The 22,628-nt window shown below is 48.5% G+C and carries 15 protein-coding genes; 9 read left to right on the top strand and 6 right to left on the bottom strand.

Annotated features, from left to right (window positions below; all coding sequences use genetic code 11):
* Positions 1-2 precede the first annotated feature (2 nt).
* The 3 genes from AC1XTG_RS02100 to AC1XTG_RS02090 form a co-directional block, all read right to left on the bottom strand.
* Positions 3-3,080 carry a lantibiotic dehydratase gene (locus tag AC1XTG_RS02100; RefSeq protein WP_484840817.1) on the bottom strand — a complete coding sequence of 1,026 codons (3,078 nt, stop codon included), beginning with the start codon at positions 3,078-3,080 and terminating at the stop codon, positions 3-5.
* Between the two features lie 303 nt (positions 3,081-3,383).
* A complete protein-coding gene (locus AC1XTG_RS02095) occupies positions 3,384-4,592 on the bottom strand; it encodes a sensor histidine kinase (RefSeq protein WP_484840816.1) in 1,209 nt (402 codons plus the stop codon).
* Between the two features lies 1 nt (position 4,593).
* Entirely contained in the window at positions 4,594-5,352 is a 759-nt protein-coding gene (locus AC1XTG_RS02090) for a LytR/AlgR family response regulator transcription factor (protein WP_229238681.1), read from the bottom strand.
* Between the two features lie 150 nt (positions 5,353-5,502).
* Here AC1XTG_RS02090 and AC1XTG_RS02085 point away from each other — a divergent pair, with 150 nt between their 5' ends.
* From AC1XTG_RS02085 to AC1XTG_RS02060, 6 genes are all read left to right on the top strand, one after another.
* On the top strand, positions 5,503-7,179 hold the full coding sequence (locus AC1XTG_RS02085; RefSeq protein ID WP_484840815.1) for a vitamin K epoxide reductase family protein: 1,677 nt from the start codon (positions 5,503-5,505) through the stop codon (positions 7,177-7,179).
* Positions 7,180-7,551: 372 nt separating this feature from the next.
* Complete coding sequence (locus AC1XTG_RS02080) at positions 7,552-10,113, top strand: T9SS type A sorting domain-containing protein (RefSeq protein ID WP_484840814.1); 2,562 nt, start codon at positions 7,552-7,554, stop codon at positions 10,111-10,113.
* Between the two features lie 190 nt (positions 10,114-10,303).
* Positions 10,304-10,807: an RNA polymerase sigma factor gene (locus AC1XTG_RS02075; RefSeq protein ID WP_056287490.1), complete on the top strand. Its 504-nt coding sequence runs from the start codon at positions 10,304-10,306 to the stop codon at positions 10,805-10,807.
* A 9-nt stretch (positions 10,808-10,816) separates the two neighbouring features.
* Entirely contained in the window at positions 10,817-11,386 is a 570-nt protein-coding gene (locus AC1XTG_RS02070) for a hypothetical protein (RefSeq protein ID WP_056287492.1), read from the top strand.
* Positions 11,387-11,395: 9 nt separating this feature from the next.
* Positions 11,396-12,286 (top strand): DUF4097 family beta strand repeat-containing protein, encoded by an 891-nt coding sequence (locus AC1XTG_RS02065; RefSeq protein ID WP_056287494.1) that lies wholly within the window; start codon positions 11,396-11,398, stop codon positions 12,284-12,286.
* Positions 12,287-12,362: 76 nt separating this feature from the next.
* Complete coding sequence (locus AC1XTG_RS02060) at positions 12,363-13,658, top strand: amidohydrolase family protein (RefSeq protein WP_484840813.1); 1,296 nt, start codon at positions 12,363-12,365, stop codon at positions 13,656-13,658.
* 11 nt (positions 13,659-13,669) lie between these two features.
* On the opposite strand, the gene AC1XTG_RS02055 is transcribed toward AC1XTG_RS02060, so the two are convergent.
* Positions 13,670-14,347, bottom strand: a complete 678-nt coding sequence (locus tag AC1XTG_RS02055) for a DUF2461 domain-containing protein (protein ID WP_484840812.1) — start codon at positions 14,345-14,347, stop codon at positions 13,670-13,672.
* 60 nt (positions 14,348-14,407) lie between these two features.
* Positions 14,408-14,956 (bottom strand): O-acetyl-ADP-ribose deacetylase, encoded by a 549-nt coding sequence (locus tag AC1XTG_RS02050; RefSeq protein ID WP_484840811.1) that lies wholly within the window; start codon positions 14,954-14,956, stop codon positions 14,408-14,410.
* A gap of 107 nt (positions 14,957-15,063) precedes the next feature.
* Between AC1XTG_RS02050 and AC1XTG_RS02045 the strand changes: the two genes are divergently transcribed.
* On the top strand, positions 15,064-16,527 hold the full coding sequence (locus tag AC1XTG_RS02045) for a Gfo/Idh/MocA family protein (protein WP_056287499.1): 1,464 nt from the start codon (positions 15,064-15,066) through the stop codon (positions 16,525-16,527).
* A 123-nt stretch (positions 16,528-16,650) separates the two neighbouring features.
* Positions 16,651-17,139, top strand: a complete 489-nt coding sequence (locus tag AC1XTG_RS02040) for a hypothetical protein (protein WP_200942793.1) — start codon at positions 16,651-16,653, stop codon at positions 17,137-17,139.
* A 10-nt stretch (positions 17,140-17,149) separates the two neighbouring features.
* On the opposite strand, the gene AC1XTG_RS02035 is transcribed toward AC1XTG_RS02040, so the two are convergent.
* The gene (locus AC1XTG_RS02035) at positions 17,150-21,034 is read right to left on the bottom strand and encodes a PVC-type heme-binding CxxCH protein (protein WP_484840810.1); all 3,885 of its coding nucleotides are present in this window, start codon (positions 21,032-21,034) and stop codon (positions 17,150-17,152) included.
* A gap of 241 nt (positions 21,035-21,275) precedes the next feature.
* Between AC1XTG_RS02035 and AC1XTG_RS02030 the strand changes: the two genes are divergently transcribed.
* Complete coding sequence (locus AC1XTG_RS02030; protein ID WP_484840809.1) at positions 21,276-22,562, top strand: MFS transporter; 1,287 nt, start codon at positions 21,276-21,278, stop codon at positions 22,560-22,562.
* Positions 22,563-22,628 lie beyond the last annotated feature (66 nt).

The following is a 22,628-nucleotide window of genomic DNA, read 5'->3' as shown; positions in this document are numbered from 1 at the left end:
GCTCAATGCGATCCGATTGAAATATTTCGGTTTGCAACTGGTTTGCTGATCGCAATTTGGGCGTCGTAATATTTAAGCAAGCAATGGTACAGGATCAGCTCGTAAGTTCTTTGCTGACTTGCGAAAATGCGGTTGATACTCATATGGATCAGGCTCGCAAGAAGTGACTCTTTTTGCAGCTCGTCCGCTGATGCCAGCTTTGTCAGAATCTGCTGCTGTTCCGGACATACATCAAACTCGGCTAGCAAAAGCGTCTGGTGTATCTCTGTTTTGCTTTGTTGAAATCTGACGTTCAACTTCTTACGCAATGCAGTGTCTCCTTTGAATTCCTGAAAAAAACCATCTTTAAGCTTTTCCAGCAATGTATGCTTCTGTTTCAATGACAGTCCTGCCCGGGTAAGAATCAGGTCGGTTTTTTTCACAGCAAACAAAAAACGCTCGTGCTCTTCACAGGTCCTGCTGGCCAGGAACCGCATGGTATCCAGCGAATCCAGGTGAAAAAACTGCTCGCAGAGTTCCATGTTTTGCCTACCGTACCGGGTAATTTCCCTTTGGTAAAGGTCGGTTTGAATGTTATAAACAACGCCCGACTTGATAAAGGGTTCAAGCGCCTTTCTGATGATCCTGATGACCTTGATGTGAAACTGATCGGCCGGATTTCCCTTGAAGCGCAGGCGAAGATGCGGATCAGGATCCCGGTATCTCACGAAGAAAAACGACTCAATCGTTTCAGCCCGGAGCATCTTGCCCACGGTATGATACAGCTGGCTGATCAGCGGCGATTCGTTTGATTTGTCGTGTGTATAGAGTTTTAGATATAGCCATTCATCTCCCAGAATGTGGTTGGTAGGAACATTATCATTCTCAACCACCGACACGCCACGAACAGGAGCGACGCTTCGGTCAATAAAGGGAATCACAAGCTCCGATACGAACTTTTCACTGCCATTTGAAAGAATGCATTGCCCAGGCTCACCGAGAAATTCCATTAGCCTCACAGTCTCACTTTTTTTACAAATATCGGCAAGCAATTGAATGGAATCGGGCAGCGAGGTATCTATCAGCAGTTCATTATCGCCGGACGCCACCACAAATCGGCCCGGTAGCTTCAATTGCAGTAGCTGCTGTTGAAGTGCCTGCATATTTCCTGAGGCAAATGCATTGGTTTGCAGCACCCAGCTTTCGCGAGCGACAATAATGTTATCAAAGCTAATCCTCGGTAAATGCGGCTGTTTGGCCAGAAATCCCCAATCCCAAATCAGGTTGAGATTAGCATCCTGCTCCTGAAGATCGGAAAGGAAGCGGTAAACGGGTAACCCTTTCCGGTGATTGTGCATGTTTGATAGGCGCGGGATTACCCGTTTGTTCAAACGTTTCGACCGAAGGATAATCTCATTGTTTACCACGGAAACCATCAGGTCGTCAACACGGATCCTGAAAGCTTCACTTACGCTCGCCTGTCCCAGATAGGGGATTTCATACTTATAAAGCGCAGGTCTGTTTACGATGTTACCGGCCTTGCTATCAGGATGATGGATGATTTCGGCAAAGAGCACTTCCGGGTGCATTTGTTGTTCAGCCCGCGCGCAGTGTCGCAGCTTTTCGTCGAGCCCGTCAATACCCTGCGCAAACCGGCTCATCATATTCACAGCAGATGGTCCCTGGCAAGCGAGTAAGTTGAACTTATAATTACCCTGGTCAAGCGTCTGGTTTGAGGCAGCGAGCAAGTTTCCAAACAGAAAAAAGCTGCCAGCTTTCCTGGCCCGTGGCTCGCCAGAGCGGTTATTAGCGATGAACAGGAGGTCTTCTTCTGTCAGCCTAATCTCGTTTTCTCCTGCCTGCACTGCATTGAAGTACTTGCCGGCTAAAAATTGCTGCCACCAGATCTCAGATTGCGCGGATGCGGGTTCATTGGCCGGCAGGTCAAGATCCTCGATCATAGGTGAGCTGGCCCCGCCGCATTTTGCACCGTATCCCACACCAACTTCTTCGTCCAATGCTTCCGCGAGGGAAACCTCTTCTCCGCCGTAGCGCTCAATAAGTCTTTTCTTAAAATGCAGCAGATCGCCGGGCAGCCTGGACTGGTTGAGCACCATCAGTTTCTCAACGCTCGCGCCAATTTCGCTTATAAGCTTGTCACTTAACTGGTTGTGATCCGTATGAAAGAAAGTATCAACTTTCATGACAGCCGGCTTTTGAAGCGGAAGCGCTAATCTTACCAGTTCGGCAGTAAGTTTTTCATTGGTTGCCAGGAGGTCTTCCGGGTTCTGCAACGCGCATTGAATGGCTTGAAGCGACAGTAGCAAATCACCGGTATCGTCCAGCTTTTCCAGTACGGAAATAATGTAAGGCAGGTAGCCAGGGCCTGAAATGGTAAGATTGGTGTCAGAAACTATAATCTGGTTTTCAATCAGCAACTCCACAAAACGAAGCGCCTCATGCGGGTCATTTCCTTTGGACATCAGCAACAACGCGAGGTCCCTCACATAAGCACCGTCGCGGCAGGCTTCCAGTACCAGCGACAATGCCTCCGATTTTTCAAGTCCGCTAATGAAGTATTTACTCTGGTTTCCATTACTGAGCAGCTCTACATAATGGTATTTGTTGCCCGCGTCGAAAAGGGAAGTATTAGTAGAAAACCGGAGCTGGGCACGGATTTCGGGTATTTGAAGCAGCTTTGCGCTCAATGCCGAAAGTACCTCCGTGTCAGGTGTAACGTGCTTTGTAAGTACGTTATCCGACAAACCCAGCCTGTTGGCACGCTCGATCTCTCCGGTGGTACAACATGAAAAAAGTCCGAAGGGCGTGCAGCGCGACGTACTCCGGACCAGGTATTTGTATAGTGTAGATAAGAGCTGCTTTTTCTCACTGACCTGCTCACCGCGCAGCCAGCGCATCATTCTTTCAAATAAATAAGGAGAGGCGACCAGGATCGCCTCTCGTGACAGCTGATCCCGCTCATAATACTCTTTTAAAAGCATTTCAAGCGGTCTCGCTGCTAGTTGTTGATGAATATGGAATAGGTGGTCAACTGACTTGACAGGCCTGCGGATCATATAAAAACCCAGGTGATCCATCATTTGACATAATGTTTTTGGCTAATAGATTGAATTACATATTGAGGCACACATAGGTACTTTGCAAAGTTGTTTCCATGTCAGTAATGCGGCCATTCTGTTTTGTCGGAGTAAGATTTACTAGACGCTCTTTTTTAACTTGTAGTTGTTGTTCATGTTTTGTTTTCGTTTTCATGGCTGTTTTTGGTTAGAAATTCGATGCTGTGTGAATTCTGATGGTGAAAATATTCAAATGAGAAGCCGTGAAATAATTATTTAGACCGATGGGGCTATTATTTCGACGAATGAAGCAAGAAGGGCGACAAATTACAGGACAGGCTGAACTTGCGCAACGGCCGCAAAAGCGAGGTCGATCCGAAGATAGGTATGGAATGTTTCGGAAGTCCTGCTTACGGTAAAGGTGTGGCGATCCGGATAAAGCAGATTTAGTCGTTTTGTCGTGTTTTTAAGACCAAATCCTCCTATTTCATCCGGTTTCGGAATGGAGGGCGCCGATGTCGGACTGGGAGGTGTACTATTCTCGACAGAAAAATAAAGCGTAGAATTTTCCAGCATGATGGTAATGTTCACAAAAGCACATTCCAGTGTTTTGCTCACTCCATGTTTAAAGGCATTTTCAACAAGTGATATGAGTAGCAATGGCGCGATCATACATCTGTCGGGATCGCCATCCAACTGGTAATATATCTTCGCCTTTTCGCCAAAACGGGCTTTCTCTAACTCAATATAACTTTCAATATAGTCGATTTCCTTTGCTAGTACTACCTTATCACGGTTCGATTCATAAAGGCTATATCTCATGAGATTGGAGAGACGTAGCACCAGCTCTGCCGCGTCCTCATCAAGATCGGCTGTTTTCGCATACACTGCATTCAGCGTATTAAACAGGAAGTGAGGGTTAATCTGTGATTTGAGAAAGCTGAGTTCCAGATTGAGGTTATCGCGCTGCAATTCCAAACTCTGACTTTGCAAGTCCAGATTATTCTTTTCAAGCTGCAGTCTGTCGCGTTCCAGGCGCAAATTTTGCGTACGAATGCTGATCGTATCCCGCATTATCTTCATTGCCAGGATAGGAGTCACGAAGAACAGGCTCCAAGCATAGTTGATGTAGGCTAATTTGAAGTCAGTTACCCAAGCAGTCCATCCATTTACTTTCAGGAAATCATTCCATAGTCTTGCGACATACAACGGCTTTCCGTCCACATAGCCATTGCTGATAGAAACAAGATACTCGAATTCGTAGAAATTGCTGATATAGATGAGCTGAAATAAGGCTGCGAGGCAAAGAATCAGCTCTATTACTTTCTTCTGATATAAAAACTTGGGAAAAACAATGTAGCCGAGCAGGTAAAATACGATCAAGGACTGGATTAAAATCGCAGTACTCGCGTGCCAAACAACCGCCAGATTATCCTTTGTAAGTGACGGAATTGAAGAGTAACGAAGTACTGCCCAGGTTATCAGCCAGGTCAGGAAGTGAAGAGAAAACCGGGTAATCTTGTCCCTCGCTATCATTTCAGATCTTGTTTTTCAGAAGGGCGCTCATTACGTCGGTGCGGTAAGTCACTCCAATAGGTACTTTCTTTCCATTGCGGGTCGTAATCTCATTGCCCTCGATCTCATGAATGGCGTCTTTGTTAATGATATAAGACCTGTTGACGCGCAGGAACAGCTGTTTGGAAAGTATGTCTTCGATCGTCGACATTTTCATGTGAATGACCGATACGCGATCCGACCAGTAGAGTTTCAGGTAATCTTTCATTCCCTCAATAAAATGGATTTCTTCCGGCCTCACCCTGATCAGCTTTTTGTTCTCCTTCAATAAGAGGAAGTCCGACTGCGGTTTGGCTGCATTCAGCGCCTCTGCGACCTGTTGCTCCGCTGGCTGCCATTCTTTTGGACTTTCAACTGGCGCTGCAACTGTGACAGCCGGCCGGTTTTGAAGTGCTTTATTTACCGCTTTTGAAAAACGTTCGAAAGAAACAGGCTTCATCAGATAGTCAGTCACCTGCTGTTCGTAACCCTCCAAAGCATACGACGGGTCCGCGGTGATCATGACCACAGCCGGGCGGACAGCGGGTAGCAATTTCAGTAATTCGAAGCCCGTAATACCAGGCATTTCAATGTCCAGGAAGATCAGTTCCGGTTGCAGCGCGCGGATCTGGAACAACGCCTCAGTGGCTGTGCTGCAAACAGATACAAGTTCCAGGTCGGGTGTTTTGCTCACATATTTCTGGATCAGGTCACGCGCGACGAGCTCATCGTCTACAATCATGCAGCGTAACCTTGGAGAAGAGATCATAATGGCGCTGAAAGTCTGGAAGGCTTAAAATTTATCGCAATAATATAGGCATTTGTCGAAGTTAATGCAGCATTGGACGAATTTATTTTCGGTACCGTCGCGCATTTTTTTATTTTGAAATTAATGACAAATGTCATTGCTATTCACCACCGTTTAACCGTTATGAAGCTCAATGCGACCGAAGAAAACGTCTACCGTGCGGTGGATGCGCTTCTCCAAATGAACAAAGTAAGGGTTACTTCCGCAACAGTACGAGAAAAGCTGTGGCATCACCCCGATTTTCCAGGTCTTACCGCAGTAAGTGACGTTCTCGACGAGCTCAATGTGCCGCACATGACCGCCAAGCTAAGTACGGACATGCTCAGTACCATGCCCGTACCCGCGCTGCTGATGCTGAATGTAGACGGTGGTATCATGGCGACAGTCCGCTCCGTGAGTGAAGGACAGGTGGAGTGGCTGCATACAGGCGAGGGGATCAGAAGAGAGCCGGTTGAAGATTTTGGTAAAAAATGGACCGGGGTAGTTCTGATGTCGGAATACTGCGAGGGAGCCGGGGATCCCGAATTCGACAAAAAGAAAAGGATTGAAAGGCAGGACCAGTTCCGGATGGTAGCATTCGCAATGGCGGCGGCAGTTTCGCTTTGCGGGACCCTCTTTTATTCTCCCGGCCACCTGGCTGTGGAGGTGAAAGCACCATTTTTTGAGCTGCTTGTGCTCAAATGCCTGGGCTTGGCCATGAGTCTGATCCTGGTCTGGTACAATCTCGATTCTTCCCATAGTTTCCTGAGGCGCATTTGCCAAAATAGTCAGCATTTTAATTGCAGAAGCCTGCTTGAATCGGCTGCGGGGCGGTTTTTAGGTGTCAACTGGTCTGAGATCGGGCTGATCTATTTTCTTGCTACACTCAGCATGATGGTTTTTTCGCTGCTTTCGAAGAATGTGCCCGAGCTGCTCGCCTGGCTGATCCTGGTCAATATGATTACTATCCCTTATACATTCTACTCACTTTACTATCAGGCGTTTGTGGCTCGTCGCTGGTGCCTGCTGTGCCTCGCAGTACAGCTGGTGCTTTGGGCAGAGTTTTGGGTGGGGTACCATTACACAAGCGAGCGTTCTCTGCTGCTTGTCTCCAACGTATTACCCGTTTTCTTGATCGTTGTGCCGATCCTGATGTTATTCTGGTGGATGATCAAGAAAGGCCTGATCGCTTCACTCCGGCTTCCGGCCATTGAAAAAACGATAGAGCAGCTCAAATTCGACATGAACTATGTGCAGGCGCTTTTTGGCAAAGACAAATACATTCCCGCTTTTTTTGAACAAATGAAAGTAGGGAAGCTGGGTAACCCGCACGCAACCAATGTGCTTACTGTGGTAACAAACCCATTGTGTGAAGTCTGCGCGCAGGTGCAGGCACAAATCCGCGAGCTGATTGCTGTAACGACCGATGTGCGGGTTCAGTTTGTATTCTCTGCTTCTCCGGCGCCCGACGACGAATCGGGTATGATCGTAAAAAAGCTGTTAAACGTGCCTGAGGCTGAAATTCCGGGCTTGCTCGAAAAGTGGTTCCTGCTCAGGTTTTTAGGTAAAAGCAGGTGGTTAAAGTCCATTAATACCATTCCTTCCGACCATTCAGCGGACCATCAGCTTGCATTGCACCTGGGTTGGATCGAGCTGGCCGGGATTAGTGCCACACCCGCGCTCTTCCTCAACGGGCATGAACTCCCGCGGCTTTATTCCGTGCGGGATGTAGAAAAACTCTGCCGCATAATCCAGGTTAACCCCGACCTGGTACGCTACTGAAAAGCCACCTTTTCGTCTATCCGATTACTTCCCAAATCGCCGGAACAACGCCGGTGAAATGCCGCATTCAGCGACCTTCGGCTTCGCTCTTTCATGATTGAAAATAACCAGCCTGGTTGTAGTTTGTGTAGAATCTACACTACACATTTCCCATTTTTATTGCACTATTGGCAATAAAATAGATAAACTTTCAAAGAATGTGACCATTTTTAAACTTACCTTAACCGAAGTTTGGTAGAAATTAATTTACATTTATGTGTAAAATTACTACTCGCGTTAATCGGATTGTGAAGCTTGAATATGACAGAACCCCCACATCGTTGTAAGACGCCTCTTTAAAAAGCACAACCTAAAATTTGGAATAACTGTACTATGAAAAAACTGATACTTTTCAACAGAAGTATTGTAAGACTTTATTGTATTTCTTCTCTTTTAGTTTCCTCACTAACACTATCGGCCCAGCCCCGTTACTTTGCGGTTTCGCTGGTAAATGAAAACGACAAACCTTCCCTGGACGCAATCCGGCAAGCTAAAAGCGTGGGTTGTAATGCAGTGGCGATGACGGTACAATGGGGCGTGATCCACGGCAAGATCTCCCGGATACTGAAAGATGAAAACGGAGGTGGTTACAGCGTCTGGAAGCAGTACGACGATCAGATCGCACTGGCGCTTTCGCTGAATATGAAGGTTGCGCTCAATATTGCAGTAAGTACCGGCGATGATGTTACCAACAGTGCCTCAGATCGTTACGGTATTACAACCGGCGACGGCTGGCGCAAAGAGGAACGGATGGTGGTGGCCAATTACAGCGGCGAAGAGGCCGTTTTCCAGAAATGGGGAGGTCCGATCCGGCCTAATATTAGTCTGCAGTTCGTGATGACGTCGCTGGTTGCACAGTCTACCCGCGACAGGATTACAGGCTTTACAAATGAGGTAATCCAGCGCTACAAATACCTGCAGGATGACGGAAACCTGCTTTATGTAAATCTCGTATATACAAGACAGGGAGAAGGGGAATTTGAAATGGGATCGACTAAATACCATTACGAAGACCCGCTGGATATGGCTTACGCATTGACCGATTATTCTGCACCTATGGTACAGGGTTACCGCAGCTGGCTGATCGGGAAATATGGTGAAATCTCGGCTTTGAATGCAGCGTGGGGTAAAAGCTATAATTCATTTAACGAGGTTAATCCCAAAAAGCCGTCGGGAAGTACTTTCACCCAGGCTGACGGGACAGACTGGTTTCTCTACCGCACACACGTATTGAAAGAAACCAATGTTCTTTTCAAAAACACAGTAAAAGGCATTAATTCCAACATCAAGGTCATTACGCACCACGGATCAGTGTACGATAAGCTGGCGCGTGCTCGCGGTACACTTCCTTTTAACGAAATCGGGAAAGACCTCGACGGGATCAAGATCAATGACGACATTTACTACGACCACCGTTTTGCCCTCGACCTGCTGCGTTCCAACCTGCCTAACAGGCTGTACGTGAATGAGGCAGCTTACGTGACGGACGCATCTTCCGTAGTAAGGCTTGCCGAGGAAAGCTACACACACGGCGCGCAGATCGTGACATTGTTTTACCTGGAAAACGCAATGAAGTCGCCTGACGCAGTGAATGCAATCAAGAACCTGACAGCCAACTGGGTTAAAAACAAGCAGGTAACATCACCTCAGCCTTCCAATAACGACAGCTTCACATTGTCGAATCTGATCAGCAGCGATGGCTGCTATACCAACCGTGACAGCTACTCAAATGATTGCGACGCTTACAAAAACTGGCGAAATGCTTATGGTAATGCAGGAAACAAGCCGGTTAATATCTACATGAAAGACGATGTAACTACCAAAGGCTGTTTTTACAAAGACCTGAAACTATCCCGCGATGGGGAGCAGGCGGCTGCAATTGTACCTAATAATGTAGATTACCATTTGACGGCAGACGATTGCCGCGTGATCGGTACCGTAAAAGGGAACGGACTGTCGGACAACAATTCGCCTCTCCGGGCTTATGTTACGATTGAAGATGAGGTGATCATGCGCGAAGGTCAGCCTTTTGTTCAACGCCACTGGCGATTTGTGCCGGGTAACTCCAATGCAGGTCAGGCTACTGTTACATTATATGTAAGCCAGGATGAGTTCAATGCATTCAATGCGGTGAGTTCAGAAAAATTACCGGTAAATCCTGCCGATCCTGAAAACTTCAAGAAGAAGCTGCGTATCATTCAATCGGGTGGTACAAGCGGCGCGAGAACAATGCAAGCTTCCATTGATCCTGCGGATCAGGATGTAAGATGGGATTCAATGCTGAATTTGTGGAAGATTACATTTACAGCCAATGATCTTTCTTCCTACTATCTCACTGCGGATAACGCGACGCCGCTGCCGGTGAAGCTCGTAAGCTTTACTGCCTCAAAAAAAGAGAATGCAGTAGAGCTCAACTGGCAGACTTCCGAGGAATCAAACAGCGACCACTTCGCTGTTCAGCACAGTCTTGATGGAAAAAACTGGCTTTCAATCGGGAAAGTAACAGCTGCGACTGAAAGTAAAATCACTACAAACTATACATTCACAGATCAGAACCCGGTTGCAGGCGAAAACCTGTACCGGTTGAAAATGGTAGACCGTGACAGCAGCTTTGCCCTGTCCAGGATCAATGCGGTGAAAATGGATGTTGGTAACGGGCTTGTACTTTATCCAAATCCGGTAAATGCGGGTGTTATCAACCTGGAATTCGCAGGTCAGGAACCCAAAGTAAAACTGACCGACCTCCTGGGCCGTGATGTAGCGGTGAGCACGGAGAAAACGGCAGGTAATAAGCTTGCAGTAAGAGCGCGCGGAAAGCTTTCCCCGGGACTGTACATTCTTACCGCTACCTACGGCACAGAACAAATGCGGCACAAAGTGCTGGTAGCAAATTAGCAACAATCCCATCCGCCTGTCTCAAAGGCGGAGCCTAAAAAAATCCCTACCCGTCTGTTTCAACAGGCGGAAGGACAACGGGCGTACCTTTGCTTTCATGCAGGGTACGCCCGTTTTATTTTCATTTATTCCCATCTGATACAACCATTCAGCGACCGGCGTACCTCTTTATTACAAATCAACATTGACTATGACCACGGAGGCAGAATTGATTTCTGGGTGTCTTCTACATGACAGGATTGCGCAGCGACGGTTGTACGACCGCTACAAAAATGCCATGTACACCCTCGCTTACCGGATCACGGGTGATTTTGATGATGCAAACGATGTCATACAGGATTCGTTTCTGGACGTGTTTCGACACCTCGACCAGTTTCGGGGTGAGTCCACATTGGGAGCCTGGATCAAAACGATCGTAATCAGGCGTTCGACCAAGAAAAAGCGGATTGTTATCTGGGAGAATATCGATGATGTAGCAGTGGGAGGGGTTGATTGGGGAGAACAGGAAATCAATGCATCTCACCTGGAAACGGCCATTCTGGCATTGCCTGACGGATTCCGGACGATTTTCGTTTTGGCAGAAGTAGAGGGGTACACCCATCGCGAAATTGCCGTAACACTTGGTATCTCGGAAGGGACCTCGAAATCACAGTTGTTTCATGCGAAAAGGAAGTTGCGCGGAATGCTTTCATGAATTGGAAAAATGGACAAGAATCAGCATACATTAAAGAACGCGATTGCCAAGCTGCCCGGCTACACGCCGGCGCCGCAAACCTGGGACTCGATCGGGGAGAAGCTGGGCGAGGAACCACTACGCAAGTCACTGCAGAGCCTACCGGAATATACCCCAGCTCCGATGGTGTGGGACGCGATCGAGCGAAAGGCGCCCGGTAGAGGCCGGTTTGCGGGCTGGCAGTATGCAGCGGCGATTTTGATTGCAGGTATTTCCGGGCTGCTGGTCTGGCGGGAAGTGCGGGTTACGCACGTATATTTTGCGCAGGAACAGTTTGACCCGCGACTTCAGGTAAGCGGTGAAATGGGTACCGACCAGCATTACGAGCTTTTAAAAGCTTACTGCGAAACAGAAACGCTGGTGTGTAACAGCGGCCGGTACAAGCGGCTTAGGGAAGAGTTTGAAACGCTGCATTCAGCGTCCAGCCAGTTACAGGAAGCGATCGGGCAGTATAATACCGAGCCCGAATTGATGAAACAGCTGAATACCATTGAAAAACAGAAAGCGGCTATTTTGAATGAAATGGCCAAAATGATCTAGTCAAATCCCATGAAACAAATGCATTTGCTTTTGAAAACGTCCGTTTGCGCGTTGCTATGCTGCCTCACTGTGCAGCTTCGCGGACAGGGAACTTTGCAGGTAGCAACGCGCACCATTGAAAAGAATGTAGCAGCATCTACGGTCCGTGTCCTGCATATCAATGCGGAAAAGGCGGATATAGAGGTGAGTACGTGGGATAAAAACGAGATTTCCATTGTAATGCAGCTTTCAGCGCGGCACCCCGACAGAGCTGTGGCAGCGCGGGATCTGGCGAAAATCCAGTACCTGGCTGAACGTACGGGAAAAGACTTTTTTCTCCGCAATTATATATTGCTGAAAGATGGAGAAATGAAGCCGCAGTCGAATGTAAAAGCGCATTATAAAATCCAGCTGCCGGCAACCTGCGAAGTGGATCTTAAAAATACATTCGGTACCATTTTGCTCAAAGGGTTGCTCCGCGGCTTACAAATCAAGGCAGATTTCTGCAATACTACATTGGCTGACATTGAAGGCAAAGGCCAGTTCAATACCAGCTTCGGAGAGCTGAAAGGCAGTCTGCTATCCGGCAGCTTCACGCTTACGAGCGATCACACGAAGGTTGTGCTCACAGATGTTGCAGGTACATTGAAAGTCGATTCGCAGTTTGGCAACGTTGAAATTCATCCCTCTGCCGGACTTACCAGCCTCGCAATACGCTCGAAGAAAACAGAAGTAATGCTCGTTCAGAAAAACTGGCAGCAATTTGACTACAATATCAGCAGTGCCTACACATCGATCAAACTGCCGAACGGATTCAAATGGAAGAAGAACACACCCGACTTCAAAGAGGCATTCTTCTCAGGAAACCGCCTTGCCAATGTGCTGATCAGTGCTGAGTTTGGGAATGTGACCATCAGGTAACAATGAGTAGAAATGGCGGGATGTAACTTTCTGTTGAAACATTTACAGAGACTCATCACTTACTCACCTCCATTTTATGATTCCATTTGCCAGACTTGGCCTAGTTGTTCAATTCGCATTTATATTCATTCTTTCGGGTCATGTTTCGTTTTCTCAAACCGAAAGGCACTACCTCATCAAAGCCGGCCTGATGTATGATTCGGATGCCAATGCATTCGTTAAAAACAGGCAGATCTTAATTAAAGGAAAGGCAATCATCAAAGTCGGAGAGAAGCTGGAAGTGCCAAAAGGTACAGAGGTGCTGGATTACAGCAATGCAACCGTCACGCCTGGCCTGATCGATGCGCATACCCACATACTCACGAACCAGGGTCTTACCGATGCTTTGTCGGTTGACGCAGTAATGAATTCTTCTGAAAAGCGCGTGCTGCGTGCGGCAGGTTTTGCGAAAAGTTACCTGGATGCAGGTTTTACAACCATTAGGGACCTGGGGAATTCAGGTCAGTACCTGGACCTTGAAGTGAGCAGGGCAATAAACAAAGGTTATATTGCAGGGCCGCGCATGTTAGTTTCCGGGCCGATCATCGGTTCAATGGACGGTCAACTCGACGGACTGCCTTTCAAAGATTTCGACAGGGTTTCGCGGCAGGAGCAATCCATGATTACCGGCGTGGACCAGGCGCGGCAGGCTGTTCTGGAACATATTGGGCGTGGTGTGGACGTGATCAAAATTCTGGCGATAGGAAACCGGCTCACGCTCACACTGGAAGAAATGAAAGCGATCGTTGAAACTGCCCACGCACAGCGTGTAAAAGTAACTGCCCATTGCGACCGCGACTGGGCGGTGCACAATGCAATCGAAGCGGGCGTCGACGGCATTGAACATGGTTATGGATTTAAGGAAGCTACCCTGGAATTAATGGCCAAAAAGGGCGTGTACCTCGTGCCCACGTACAATTCGATTAATGTGGCTGAGCAGTATTACAAAGTACAAAGGATGCCTTACAAGCTGGAAGATGTACGCGCCGATCTTGAATCTTACCGCAAGTGGCTGGCCCAGATCCAGAAATCGGGGGTGTTGATGGTGGCAGGTTCGGACGCCTATTTTGAGATGCAGATGCCCCGCGGCGATCTGGCGAAGCAGACGATCTGGGGCTATAATGATTTCGGTATCTCTCCCGAAAATGTAATGAAATCCGCCACTGCCAATGCAGCTCACGCGCTTGAAATGAAAGACCAGATCGGAGTGATCAAGGAAGGCGCATTTGCTGATATCGCGGTCTTTGAGGGAGATCTCCAGAAGGACTTCAAAACTTCCTTACTCAATGTTAAAATGGTGATGAAAGAAGGGGAAATCCATTTGAGAAAGTAAATGATACCTCCTTAATCTGCCACAGAACCATCTGCATTGCTGGTCAGTATCTCGCTCATATAGTCGAAGAACGGCCGCATTCGCATGTATGTGAGGTTTGCCTGCTGAACAAAATCCGGGCTGAGCACTTCCTTGTCGGTGAACTTCCGCTGCAACAGAAATTGTTTGTAGCGCAGCAGGTCGATCCCTTCATCTGTCGGGTCAAAACCCTTTGGCTTCGTTTTCAGCTGCTCACCGCGCAGTGAGCCGAATGTATCTGTAAATTCTTTGCTTGAAATAATTCTGCGGATTGGTGCCGGATCAAAGCTGATATCATCGCGGATGAGCTTCATATCCCTGGGCTCCGGCGCCCAGAACCCGCCTGCTACGAAAGTATTACCCGGTTCAATGTGGAAGTAATAGCCTCCCCTTCGCTGGGCTGTTGCTCGGGTAAATCCGCCGCTCCAATTGGTCTTGTAAGGTGTTTTATCCGGAGAAAACCGCGTATCGCGGTAAATGCGTTGTAAACTCTTCTTGCCCGAAACGGTCTCGATCACATCATGCTTGTTCATTTCGCCCAGTAAGGCGTCGGCAAATGCTTCAATGTATGCGAGCTGTTCCAGGTATTCGTCTTTGTGGGCATTGAACCAGTCGCGGTTATTGTTGTCTTTGAGCTTTTTCAGGAAGTCGATACTTGAAGCTGGGATCATAGAAGCTGTTGCAGTGAGTTGGGCTGCAAAATTCAAATTTTTAAACAACAATTATGGCGGCTAAGACAGGAGTTTTTTGTAAATGCCAAAGTTTTCATCATCATAACATACAAAAATCACCTGCTCAATGTCGGCTGTTTGTTTTAAAAATTCCTGAACGGTTTGAACAGCAATTTCTGCCGCGCGCTGTTTGGGAAAACCATAAACGCCGGTGCTGATGTTGGGGAAAGCAATTGTTTTAACCTGGTTCTCGACGGCCACACGCAAGCTGTTCCTGTAAGCCGAAGCAAGCAGTGCTTCCTCATTTTTGCCGCCTCCATTCCATACCGGGCCCACTGTGTGGATCACATATCTGGCTGGTAATTTTCCTCCCGTTGTAATCACTGCCTCTCCGGTTTTGCAGCCACCCTGCTTATTCCTTATTGCAATGCATTCATCCAGGATCGCCTTGCCGCCTGCGCTGTGAATAGCCCCGTCTACACCGCCGCCACCCAGCAGTGAGGAGTTAGCCGCGTTGACGATCGCGTCCGTTTTTATCTTCGTAATGTCACCTTTTGTCAGTTCTATCATAGCCTCAAAGTCGGTAAATGTCGTATTGGTAATGCGCATCCTGCACGGGCAGGTGCAGCTTCTTTTTTGAGAATAACGGCGGTTACTTACATTAAATTAAACCTATTCTTCCTTTATATATTCAAAAGCAAAACCTTAATCAAAAAATGGACCAAACGAATACACAGAAAGACAGTCCGGCGTCGTCGAGGAGGGATTTTATCAAAGCCTCAGCAACGGCTGCAGCAGGTTTTATGATCGTACCGCGTCACGTGCTCGGCAAGGGTTACCGCGCACCCAGCGATATGCTGACGGTTGCCGGAGTTGGTGTGGGAGGAAAAGGCAGGTCGGACATTGCGAGCTTTTTCAAAAGCGGCAAAGCCAACATCGGGTATTTGTGTGACGTAGACGACAGGAGAGCTGCGGAAACTGTGCAAACTTATCCCAAAGCCAAATACTATAAAGACTGGCGTGAAATGTTCGAAAAGGAGTCAAAGAACTTTGACGCAGTTTCGGTTTCAACGCCAGACCATACCCACGCCGTGGTAGCGATGGCCGCCATGCAGATGGGCAAGCACGTGTATGTGCAGAAGCCAATGACGCACGATATCTGGGAAGCCAGGAAGCTCACCGAAGCAGCTGCCAAATACAAGGTAGTGACACAAATGGGTAACCAGGGTTCATCCGGCGACGGCGTAAGACAGCTGCACGAATGGTATGATGCCGGCGTGATCGGGGATGTGGATACCGTTTATATCTGGACCAACCGGCCGATCTGGCCACAGGGTATTCCCTGGCCGAGCGACAAGCCCGCCGTTCCCAAAGAACTGAACTGGGATTTATGGCTGGGTACCGCTCCTTATAAAGACTATGTTGACGGACTGATTCCGGGCAGCTGGCGCGGCTGGTGGGATTACGGTACCGGCGCATTGGGCGATCTGGGCTGCCACCTGATGGAAGCTCCTTTCCGCGTGCTTGGACTCAAATATGCAACCGACATGCAGGCAAGTGTGGGAAGTGTGTTCACAGGTTTTGGTAAAAGGGGTATTTTCCCTGACAGCTGTCCGCCTTCAAGCCACGCAACTTTGACATTCCCTAAAACGCCGAGAACAAAAGGCCCGGTAACCATGCACTGGATGGATGGCGGGATCAAGCCTGAGCGTCCGGAAGAGCTGGGACCTAACGAATTGTTCGGTGATGGCAACAGCGGGATCCTGTTTGTAGGTTCAAAAGGTAAGATGATGGCGAGCGAATATGCGGCCAACCCACGATTGCTGCCACTTAGCCGGATGCAGGAAGTGAAAGTAAAACAGAAATTTGCACGTGTACCCGGCAGTGCCGACGGTCACTATGCGCAGTGGGTTGAAGGCTGCATTGCCGGCTATGGCAAAATGGAGCTGAGCTCACCCTTTGAGCTGGCCGGACCTCTCACCGAAGCGATACTGGGTGCCAATCTCGCCATTCGTGGTGCGGATATGCCAAAAGCGCGCGAGGATGGAAAAGGATTTACGTACCCTGGCAGCAACATGAAAATGCTTTGGGATGCCCAAAATATGAAGGTTACGAACTTCGACGAAGTCAACCAATTTGTAAAAAGGAACTACCGCGAAGGCTGGAGCCTGGGAGTTTAGAATATGAAACAAAGAAAGGGCAGCTCAGAAATGAGCTGCCCTTTCTTTGTTTGGTGCCGCATTCAAATAAGTATTTGGCATAATATTTACCATACCACATTGACAACTAAATTCCGTGGTTTTATGGACGCAACAAAAAATATAGCAGCAGGGCTTGCAGGAGCCGTTGTATTGAACCTGCTTCACGAAGGGACGAGACAGTTTTACGACAAAGCACCGAGGATCAACAAAGTAGGGGAAGAGGCTCTCTCAAAATCCCTTAAAACGATCAACATCGATCCGCCAAAAGGTAAAAAGCTGTTCGGTCTCACACTCGCCAGCGATTTGCTCAGCAACGCCGCGTATTATAGTATGGTGGGCAGCGGGAAAGAAGAAAACATTCTCCTCCGTGGTGCAGGTTTTGGTTTTGCTGCCGGTATAGGCGCACTTACATTGACCAAGCCGCTGGGGTTAAACGACGCGCCTGTAAACAGAACCGTTCAAACGCAGATCCTAACTGTCGCCTGGTACGTACTTGGCGGACTTGCAGCTGCATTCGTAGCGAAAAAGATCAGTGAAAAGCCCGAGCTCAATAAGCTGGTAAGCTCCGTCAGCTCCTTCGGACTGTTTTAAAAATACAACTTTACCGGGTTGGCGAGGTAACGTGCATAACGCCCTTCATCACACGCCAGTGTCCTGGAAATGAACAGATAAACGGATAAGCCCCGGGTTGTTCCGGGGCCTTGAAGTTTAGCCGGAAGCTTTTTCCTGAATTGACCAGAGGTGTGGCAAAAAGCACATCATTAGTAGCCGGCACGAAGTTCTTCTCAAACCCATCTTTCAGTTGTGCCATCGCGTCAGCAGCTTCTCCCACATGCTGTTCAGCTCCGGGTTTTGTAATCACCACATTATGAGGCATTAAATCCGGATTGTTGAACACAAGTGAAACTTTCCGGCCAGCGGGAACATCAAAGGCTGTTTTATCAAAGGCCATTTTCGCTTCCACAGCCGTCAGTATGACTTCTATCGTTCCCAAACTTTCCAGGAAATGCATTAAATGCTGTTTTTCGGACAATGCAGATTGACTCACAATCGTCTTCACTGCATTCAATGCGCTGCCAAAAGCTTCCGAATTCAGGGTGTTTTCGGGGAGGTTTTTTAGTGAAGACACAAACTGCTCGGCAGACTGTGTTTTCGCAGGCTGCGCGATAACCATTTCCATCAGGATAGGATAGGCGGTTTCGGGAAGCTCCGGAGCGAGTGTTTTTAGTTTTTCAAAAAATGTGGCTTGCAGAGGCTTGTCCTGCAAGAGGGAAATGCTTTTAACATAATTATCCTTATCTGAGCCAATGTACTTTTGAATGGATTGGTCCGATCCTTCCGCCGTGATGATAACCGCGTAGCTCATCTGCTTGATGAACAGGCTACTATCTGCTTTGATGAAACGTTCAAACTGCGGCTTGCTCCTGGCAAGCTCGGCCTTATCGGCTTTCAAAACGCGTAATATCAGCTCCTGCTGTCTGTCTGCACGTTTTTCCTGTTTAAGCGCGTAAAGCAAAGTGCTCGTTTCGGACAATTCAAGCTCCTTTGCCAGGGTCAGCAGTGCCTGCTTCTTTTTTGCCTCCGGTATTGATCCCCGTCCTATTATCTCAACAATCGCCCCATGATTTTTGGGCAATGCCAGCAACTCGCTGTCGGATAAGAAAGGGAGTAAATATTTTTCAATGGGAGGAAGAAACATGGAACGCTGCATTGCTGCATACCACACCGGCTTCAAATGGCGGAAAGTCTCGGAAATGGCGTAGTCAAGATAGTAGTCGGTTGGATGCCGGAGTATATCGAATGCAGCAGATATACCTTCCTCATTCTCAAAAAAGCTGGCGGCTACGATCGCTTCCAGTCTTACCCGCGCTGATTCATCATTGATCCGCTGTCTCAACAAACCAACCGCACCTGGAACACGTGCATGCCAGAAACGCAGTACCTTCGTCGCAGCAGCACGCGCCTTGGGTTCTTTTGCATTCAGCAGCGTTTTCAGCAGATTTTCATCAACCACATCAAAATCCTGGTACAGCCACAATGCTTCTAGCAGGTGATGTTCATACTCACGGCCTTTGCTGTCCAGGCCAGCAAGCCATTTTTTCAATTCCGGCAGCACCTCATTTTCCTGCCTGGCTCTGAGCTGAATGCGCGTTCTGTAACGCAGCCTGTCTTCCGTTGCTTTCAGGTTTTCAAGCAGCTCCGGAACTTGCATTTGGGAAAGGTCAGTCACTTTTGAAAGAGGCCGGTCGTGGTAGCTGATCCGCCACACGCGCCCGTGCGATTTGTCCCTCGCCGGATCACGGGGCGGGTTTTCTCCGTGGGATATCAGTGGATTGTACCAGTCAACAACATATAAAGCACCGTCGGGGCCAAATTCAAGGTCAATGGGGCGGTAGTTCGGATCGGCAGATTGCAGCAGCGGCTCTACTTCCTTCCCTACAATGCCCGAGCCTTCATGTACAATGCGGTGCTGCTTGGTACCCTGGAAGCCAATGTTATTATTGACCAGAAAATCGCCCTGCACCTCCTCCGGAAAGTTGCGGCTGGAAACAATCTCTATGCCGGCGGTAGGCCGCACGCGTGTTTCTGTAAACATATTAATGCGCGGGTGCTTGTCTGGATAGTTAACTTTTCCGGTCATCGGAGGCGCAAAATAGTTGGATCCGTCAGAGGCATCGCCGATCAGGTGCATGCCCCATTTGTCAAAAACACTTCCCCAGGGATTGAAGTAAGGATAGGAGATGTAGTGCTGCAGCCGCCCTGTCCTGGGTTCGAAACGGTAAGTCGCGCCTGCATAGGAGCGTACCGGCCCGTACGGGGTTTCTACCTGCGTGTTCAGGAAAGTGCCTTCATTGAAGTAAAGCGCGCCGTCTTGTCCGTAAGTGAATGCGTGGGTGGCGTGGTGGCTGTCTTCTGAGCCAAATCCCGTCAGTACCACTTCCCGCACATCCGCCTTATCGTCGCCATCTGTGTCTTTAAGGAAAAGGATATCGGGCTCCTGGGATACGAATACACCGCCATTTGCAAATTCAAAACCCAGTGGAAGGTACAGGTCATCGGCAAAAATGGTATGCTTGTCAGCCTTTCCATCGCCGTCGGTGTCTTCCAGTATCACAATCTTGTCGTGCACGGGAACGCCCGGGAAGTACTGCGGGTAAGTGGGCATTGTGGCTACCCAGAGCCTCCCTTTTGCATCGAAGTTCATGGCAACCGGCTTTTCAATCGGAAAGTCCTTTTCAGAAGCGAACAGGTTGATCTCGTAACCTGCCGGCAGCTTGAACTTCTCGGTTGTTGCTGGCCAGCTTTCTTCATGGTGTTTGTGTGCGGCGGCCCTGGCTGCTTCCCCCTGTCGCCCGGTCATCGGGATTGCGGTTTGAAGCATGGGATCAACGGGTTTTCCGCGCCTGTCTATTATATCGAGTGCTCTCTGGTAATTATCCTTCCCGTTCCCTTTCGCGAGCTCCCAGATCACCGAGTCAAGCGCAGCCGCCATTTGATTGAGCTTCCGGAGCTCCGGCGGAAATGCAATCACACCGAAAGGCTCGCGTCGGCGACCGTAGATATATTCGCCATTTACAGCCCGCCAGCGGTAAAAGAAATGGTCGTCTTTCATTTTAATGACTTCCGTAAGCCGACTGCTTGCCTCAGACTTAAAGTCAGTTGCCTTTCCAAAACCGAGCGATTGCGACATCCATTCAGCTGCCAGCTGGTACCCCTCGCGGGTCAGGTGAATGCCGTTGATCGTGATCTTTGGCTTGCCCTTTTCCTGCATGCGCGCCAGAGACGGGGTATAAAGATCTACAAAAAACAGCCCCGTCAAAGCAGCCATTTTCTTCATGGATTCGGTATAGAGCAACAGATTTTGGTTGTGCTTAGTTGGGTCAGGATAATGAATACCTAGGTTTTCCTGGGCAATGGGAGATACCAGCACGAGCTTCGGCGCAGACTTTCCATTGTATTGATTGGCTTGCAAATTTTTGATAAATGTCAAAAAATCTTTTTCAAACTGCGGAATTCCTGCTGCTCCTTTAAATGCTTCATTCATCCCGAAGCAGAGGAGGATCATATCCGCTTTCTGATCGTATAAATCCTGGTTTAATCCTGCAAAGTTGAGTCCGACGGGCATGACGATCGGCTCGCCTTCGTGCGTAAAACCTTTAAATGTTACCTCTTTTTCGCCCTCTGTCAGCCGCTTTGTTTTTTCTCCAAAACCCGGAAAGTTCAGAGGGCGGGGCTGCAAGCCTACTTCGTCGGCGCTCCATCCCATATTCCTCAGCGACAGGTTTTTGCCAGGAAAGCGCAATTGTAAAGCGGTTTCAAAATAGCCGTAGTGCCTCATTCTGTCAGCAAATGTGTTACCTAAAAGAATGATCCGGTCGCCCTGATTCGGCGAAAAGCCGGGATTAGGGGCTTGTGCGCTGGTATCAGAGCCACAGGCAATGAATACTGCCAGAAGTATCGGGAGACAAATGCGGAGGTAGCACATGGAAGGTATTATGATTGCATTATGACGAAAACAATAATTTTTATTGCAATTCAGTAATTTAATGCTGCTGTCTCATCCTGTGCTGTCCTGATTTATAAATATTACTGACGATTGCAGGATTCCTGGAAATAATTAGATTTGCTTTATTCGGGAATATACTTCGATGTTTGTCCGCACGGTAGAATTCCATCCTGTCAGGTTTTAAAGAAGAACATTTCCTTACCATTTACCCCAAATCCAGATGAAGCCACAGTTAGCCAGACGTCGATGGTTCCGCATTATCCCGGTTGTTTTTGTAACATACAGTCTTGCATACCTCGATCGCGCCAACTTTGGTTTCGCGGTAGCAGGCGGAATGTCAGAGGACCTGGGGATTACGCCAAATACATCGACTTTGCTCAGCTCGCTGTTCTTTCTGGGTTATTTCTTTTTTCAAATACCCGGCGCGCATTACGCCGCAACGCGCACTGCTAAAAAGCTGATTTTCATTTCACTGATACTCTGGGGAGGACTTGCGGCCGCTACGGGAATGGTCGCCGATACAAACACGCTGATCGTGATCCGGTTTATGCTGGGTGTGGTTGAAAGTGCAGTGATGCCCGCGATGCTGATCCTGCTGAGCCAGTGGTTTACCAAAGAAGAACGCTCGCGTGCGAATACTTTCCTGATCCTGGGTAACCCCGTTACGGTACTGTGGATGTCGGTACTGTCAGGCTATCTGATCGAGTCAATGGGCTGGCGGTGGATGTTTATTTTACAGGGAGCTCCGGGCATTGTGTGGGCATTTATCTGGTGGAAGCTTATTGACGAGCGCCCAATCAATGCCGATTGGCTGACTACCGAGGAAAAGCTCGCCGTGGAAGCGAGGCTGAGCGAGGAACAGGCAGGCATTAAGCCGGTAAAGAATTATGCGGAGGCATTTAAATCCAAAAAAGTAATTCTGCTTTGCCTGCAGTATCTGCTGTGGAGTGTGGGCGTTTATGGCTTCGTGATGTGGCTGCCGTCGATTATCAAGGCTGCGCCGGATATGAATATGGTAAATACAGGCTGGCTTTCATCAGTTCCGTACCTTTTTGCGGTGATCGGAATGCTGGCTGCTTCTTATTTTTCTGATAAAACCGGTAACAGGAAAATTTTCGTCTGGCCTTTTTTGCTGATCGCGGCTGTATGCTTGTATGGCGCGGTTTGGCTTGGCCCTGACCAATTCTGGATCTCTTATGCGCTGCTTGTCGCGGCGGGCGGTGCATTGTATACGCCATACGGCCCCTTCTTTGCGGCTATCGCTGAAATACTGCCTAAAAATGTAGCTGGGGGCGCAATCGGGCTGATTAATAGTCTGGGTGCGCTGGGTTCATTTGCCGGTTCCTACCTGGTAGGATACCTGAATACTGCCACCGGAAACTTCAATGCGTCTTATACTTTAATGGCAGTTGCATTGGTGCTCGCTACGATTATTACGATCATTGTAATCCCCGCGCCAGCTCGCCGGCAGGTTCGTCCGGCAGAGGTGAAGACCTTTGATCATTGAAAAAAACACCTGCATGTTTTGACACGCAATGGTTAATTTCCGTTGCTGTCGTCCTTTACAAACTAT

The sequence above is a fragment of the Dyadobacter sp. HNCC25DJ183 genome (assembly GCF_056895175.1).
The sequence above is the reverse complement of the archived record's forward strand: the minus strand, read 5'-3'. Positions and strand labels throughout refer to the sequence as shown.

Bases quoted from the DNA above. Each gene is read 5' to 3' on its own strand.
- AC1XTG_RS02100 (WP_484840817.1), bottom strand. From the start codon at position 3,080: ATGATGGATCACCTGGGTTTTTATATGATCCGCAGGCCTGTCAAGTCA.
- AC1XTG_RS02095 (WP_484840816.1), bottom strand. From the start codon at position 4,592: ATGATAGCGAGGGACAAGATTACCCGGTTTTCTCTTCACTTCCTGACC.
- AC1XTG_RS02090 (WP_229238681.1), bottom strand. From the start codon at position 5,352: ATGATTGTAGACGATGAGCTCGTCGCGCGTGACCTGATCCAGAAATAT.
- AC1XTG_RS02085 (WP_484840815.1), top strand. From the start codon at position 5,503: ATGACAAATGTCATTGCTATTCACCACCGTTTAACCGTTATGAAGCTC.
- AC1XTG_RS02080 (WP_484840814.1), top strand. From the start codon at position 7,552: ATGAAAAAACTGATACTTTTCAACAGAAGTATTGTAAGACTTTATTGT.
- AC1XTG_RS02075 (WP_056287490.1), top strand. From the start codon at position 10,304: ATGACCACGGAGGCAGAATTGATTTCTGGGTGTCTTCTACATGACAGG.
- AC1XTG_RS02070 (WP_056287492.1), top strand. From the start codon at position 10,817: ATGGACAAGAATCAGCATACATTAAAGAACGCGATTGCCAAGCTGCCC.
- AC1XTG_RS02065 (WP_056287494.1), top strand. From the start codon at position 11,396: ATGAAACAAATGCATTTGCTTTTGAAAACGTCCGTTTGCGCGTTGCTA.
- AC1XTG_RS02060 (WP_484840813.1), top strand. From the start codon at position 12,363: ATGATTCCATTTGCCAGACTTGGCCTAGTTGTTCAATTCGCATTTATA.
- AC1XTG_RS02055 (WP_484840812.1), bottom strand. From the start codon at position 14,347: ATGATCCCAGCTTCAAGTATCGACTTCCTGAAAAAGCTCAAAGACAAC.
- AC1XTG_RS02050 (WP_484840811.1), bottom strand. From the start codon at position 14,956: ATGCGCATTACCAATACGACATTTACCGACTTTGAGGCTATGATAGAA.
- AC1XTG_RS02045 (WP_056287499.1), top strand. From the start codon at position 15,064: ATGGACCAAACGAATACACAGAAAGACAGTCCGGCGTCGTCGAGGAGG.
- AC1XTG_RS02040 (WP_200942793.1), top strand. From the start codon at position 16,651: ATGGACGCAACAAAAAATATAGCAGCAGGGCTTGCAGGAGCCGTTGTA.
- AC1XTG_RS02035 (WP_484840810.1), bottom strand. From the start codon at position 21,034: ATGTGCTACCTCCGCATTTGTCTCCCGATACTTCTGGCAGTATTCATT.
- AC1XTG_RS02030 (WP_484840809.1), top strand. From the start codon at position 21,276: ATGAAGCCACAGTTAGCCAGACGTCGATGGTTCCGCATTATCCCGGTT.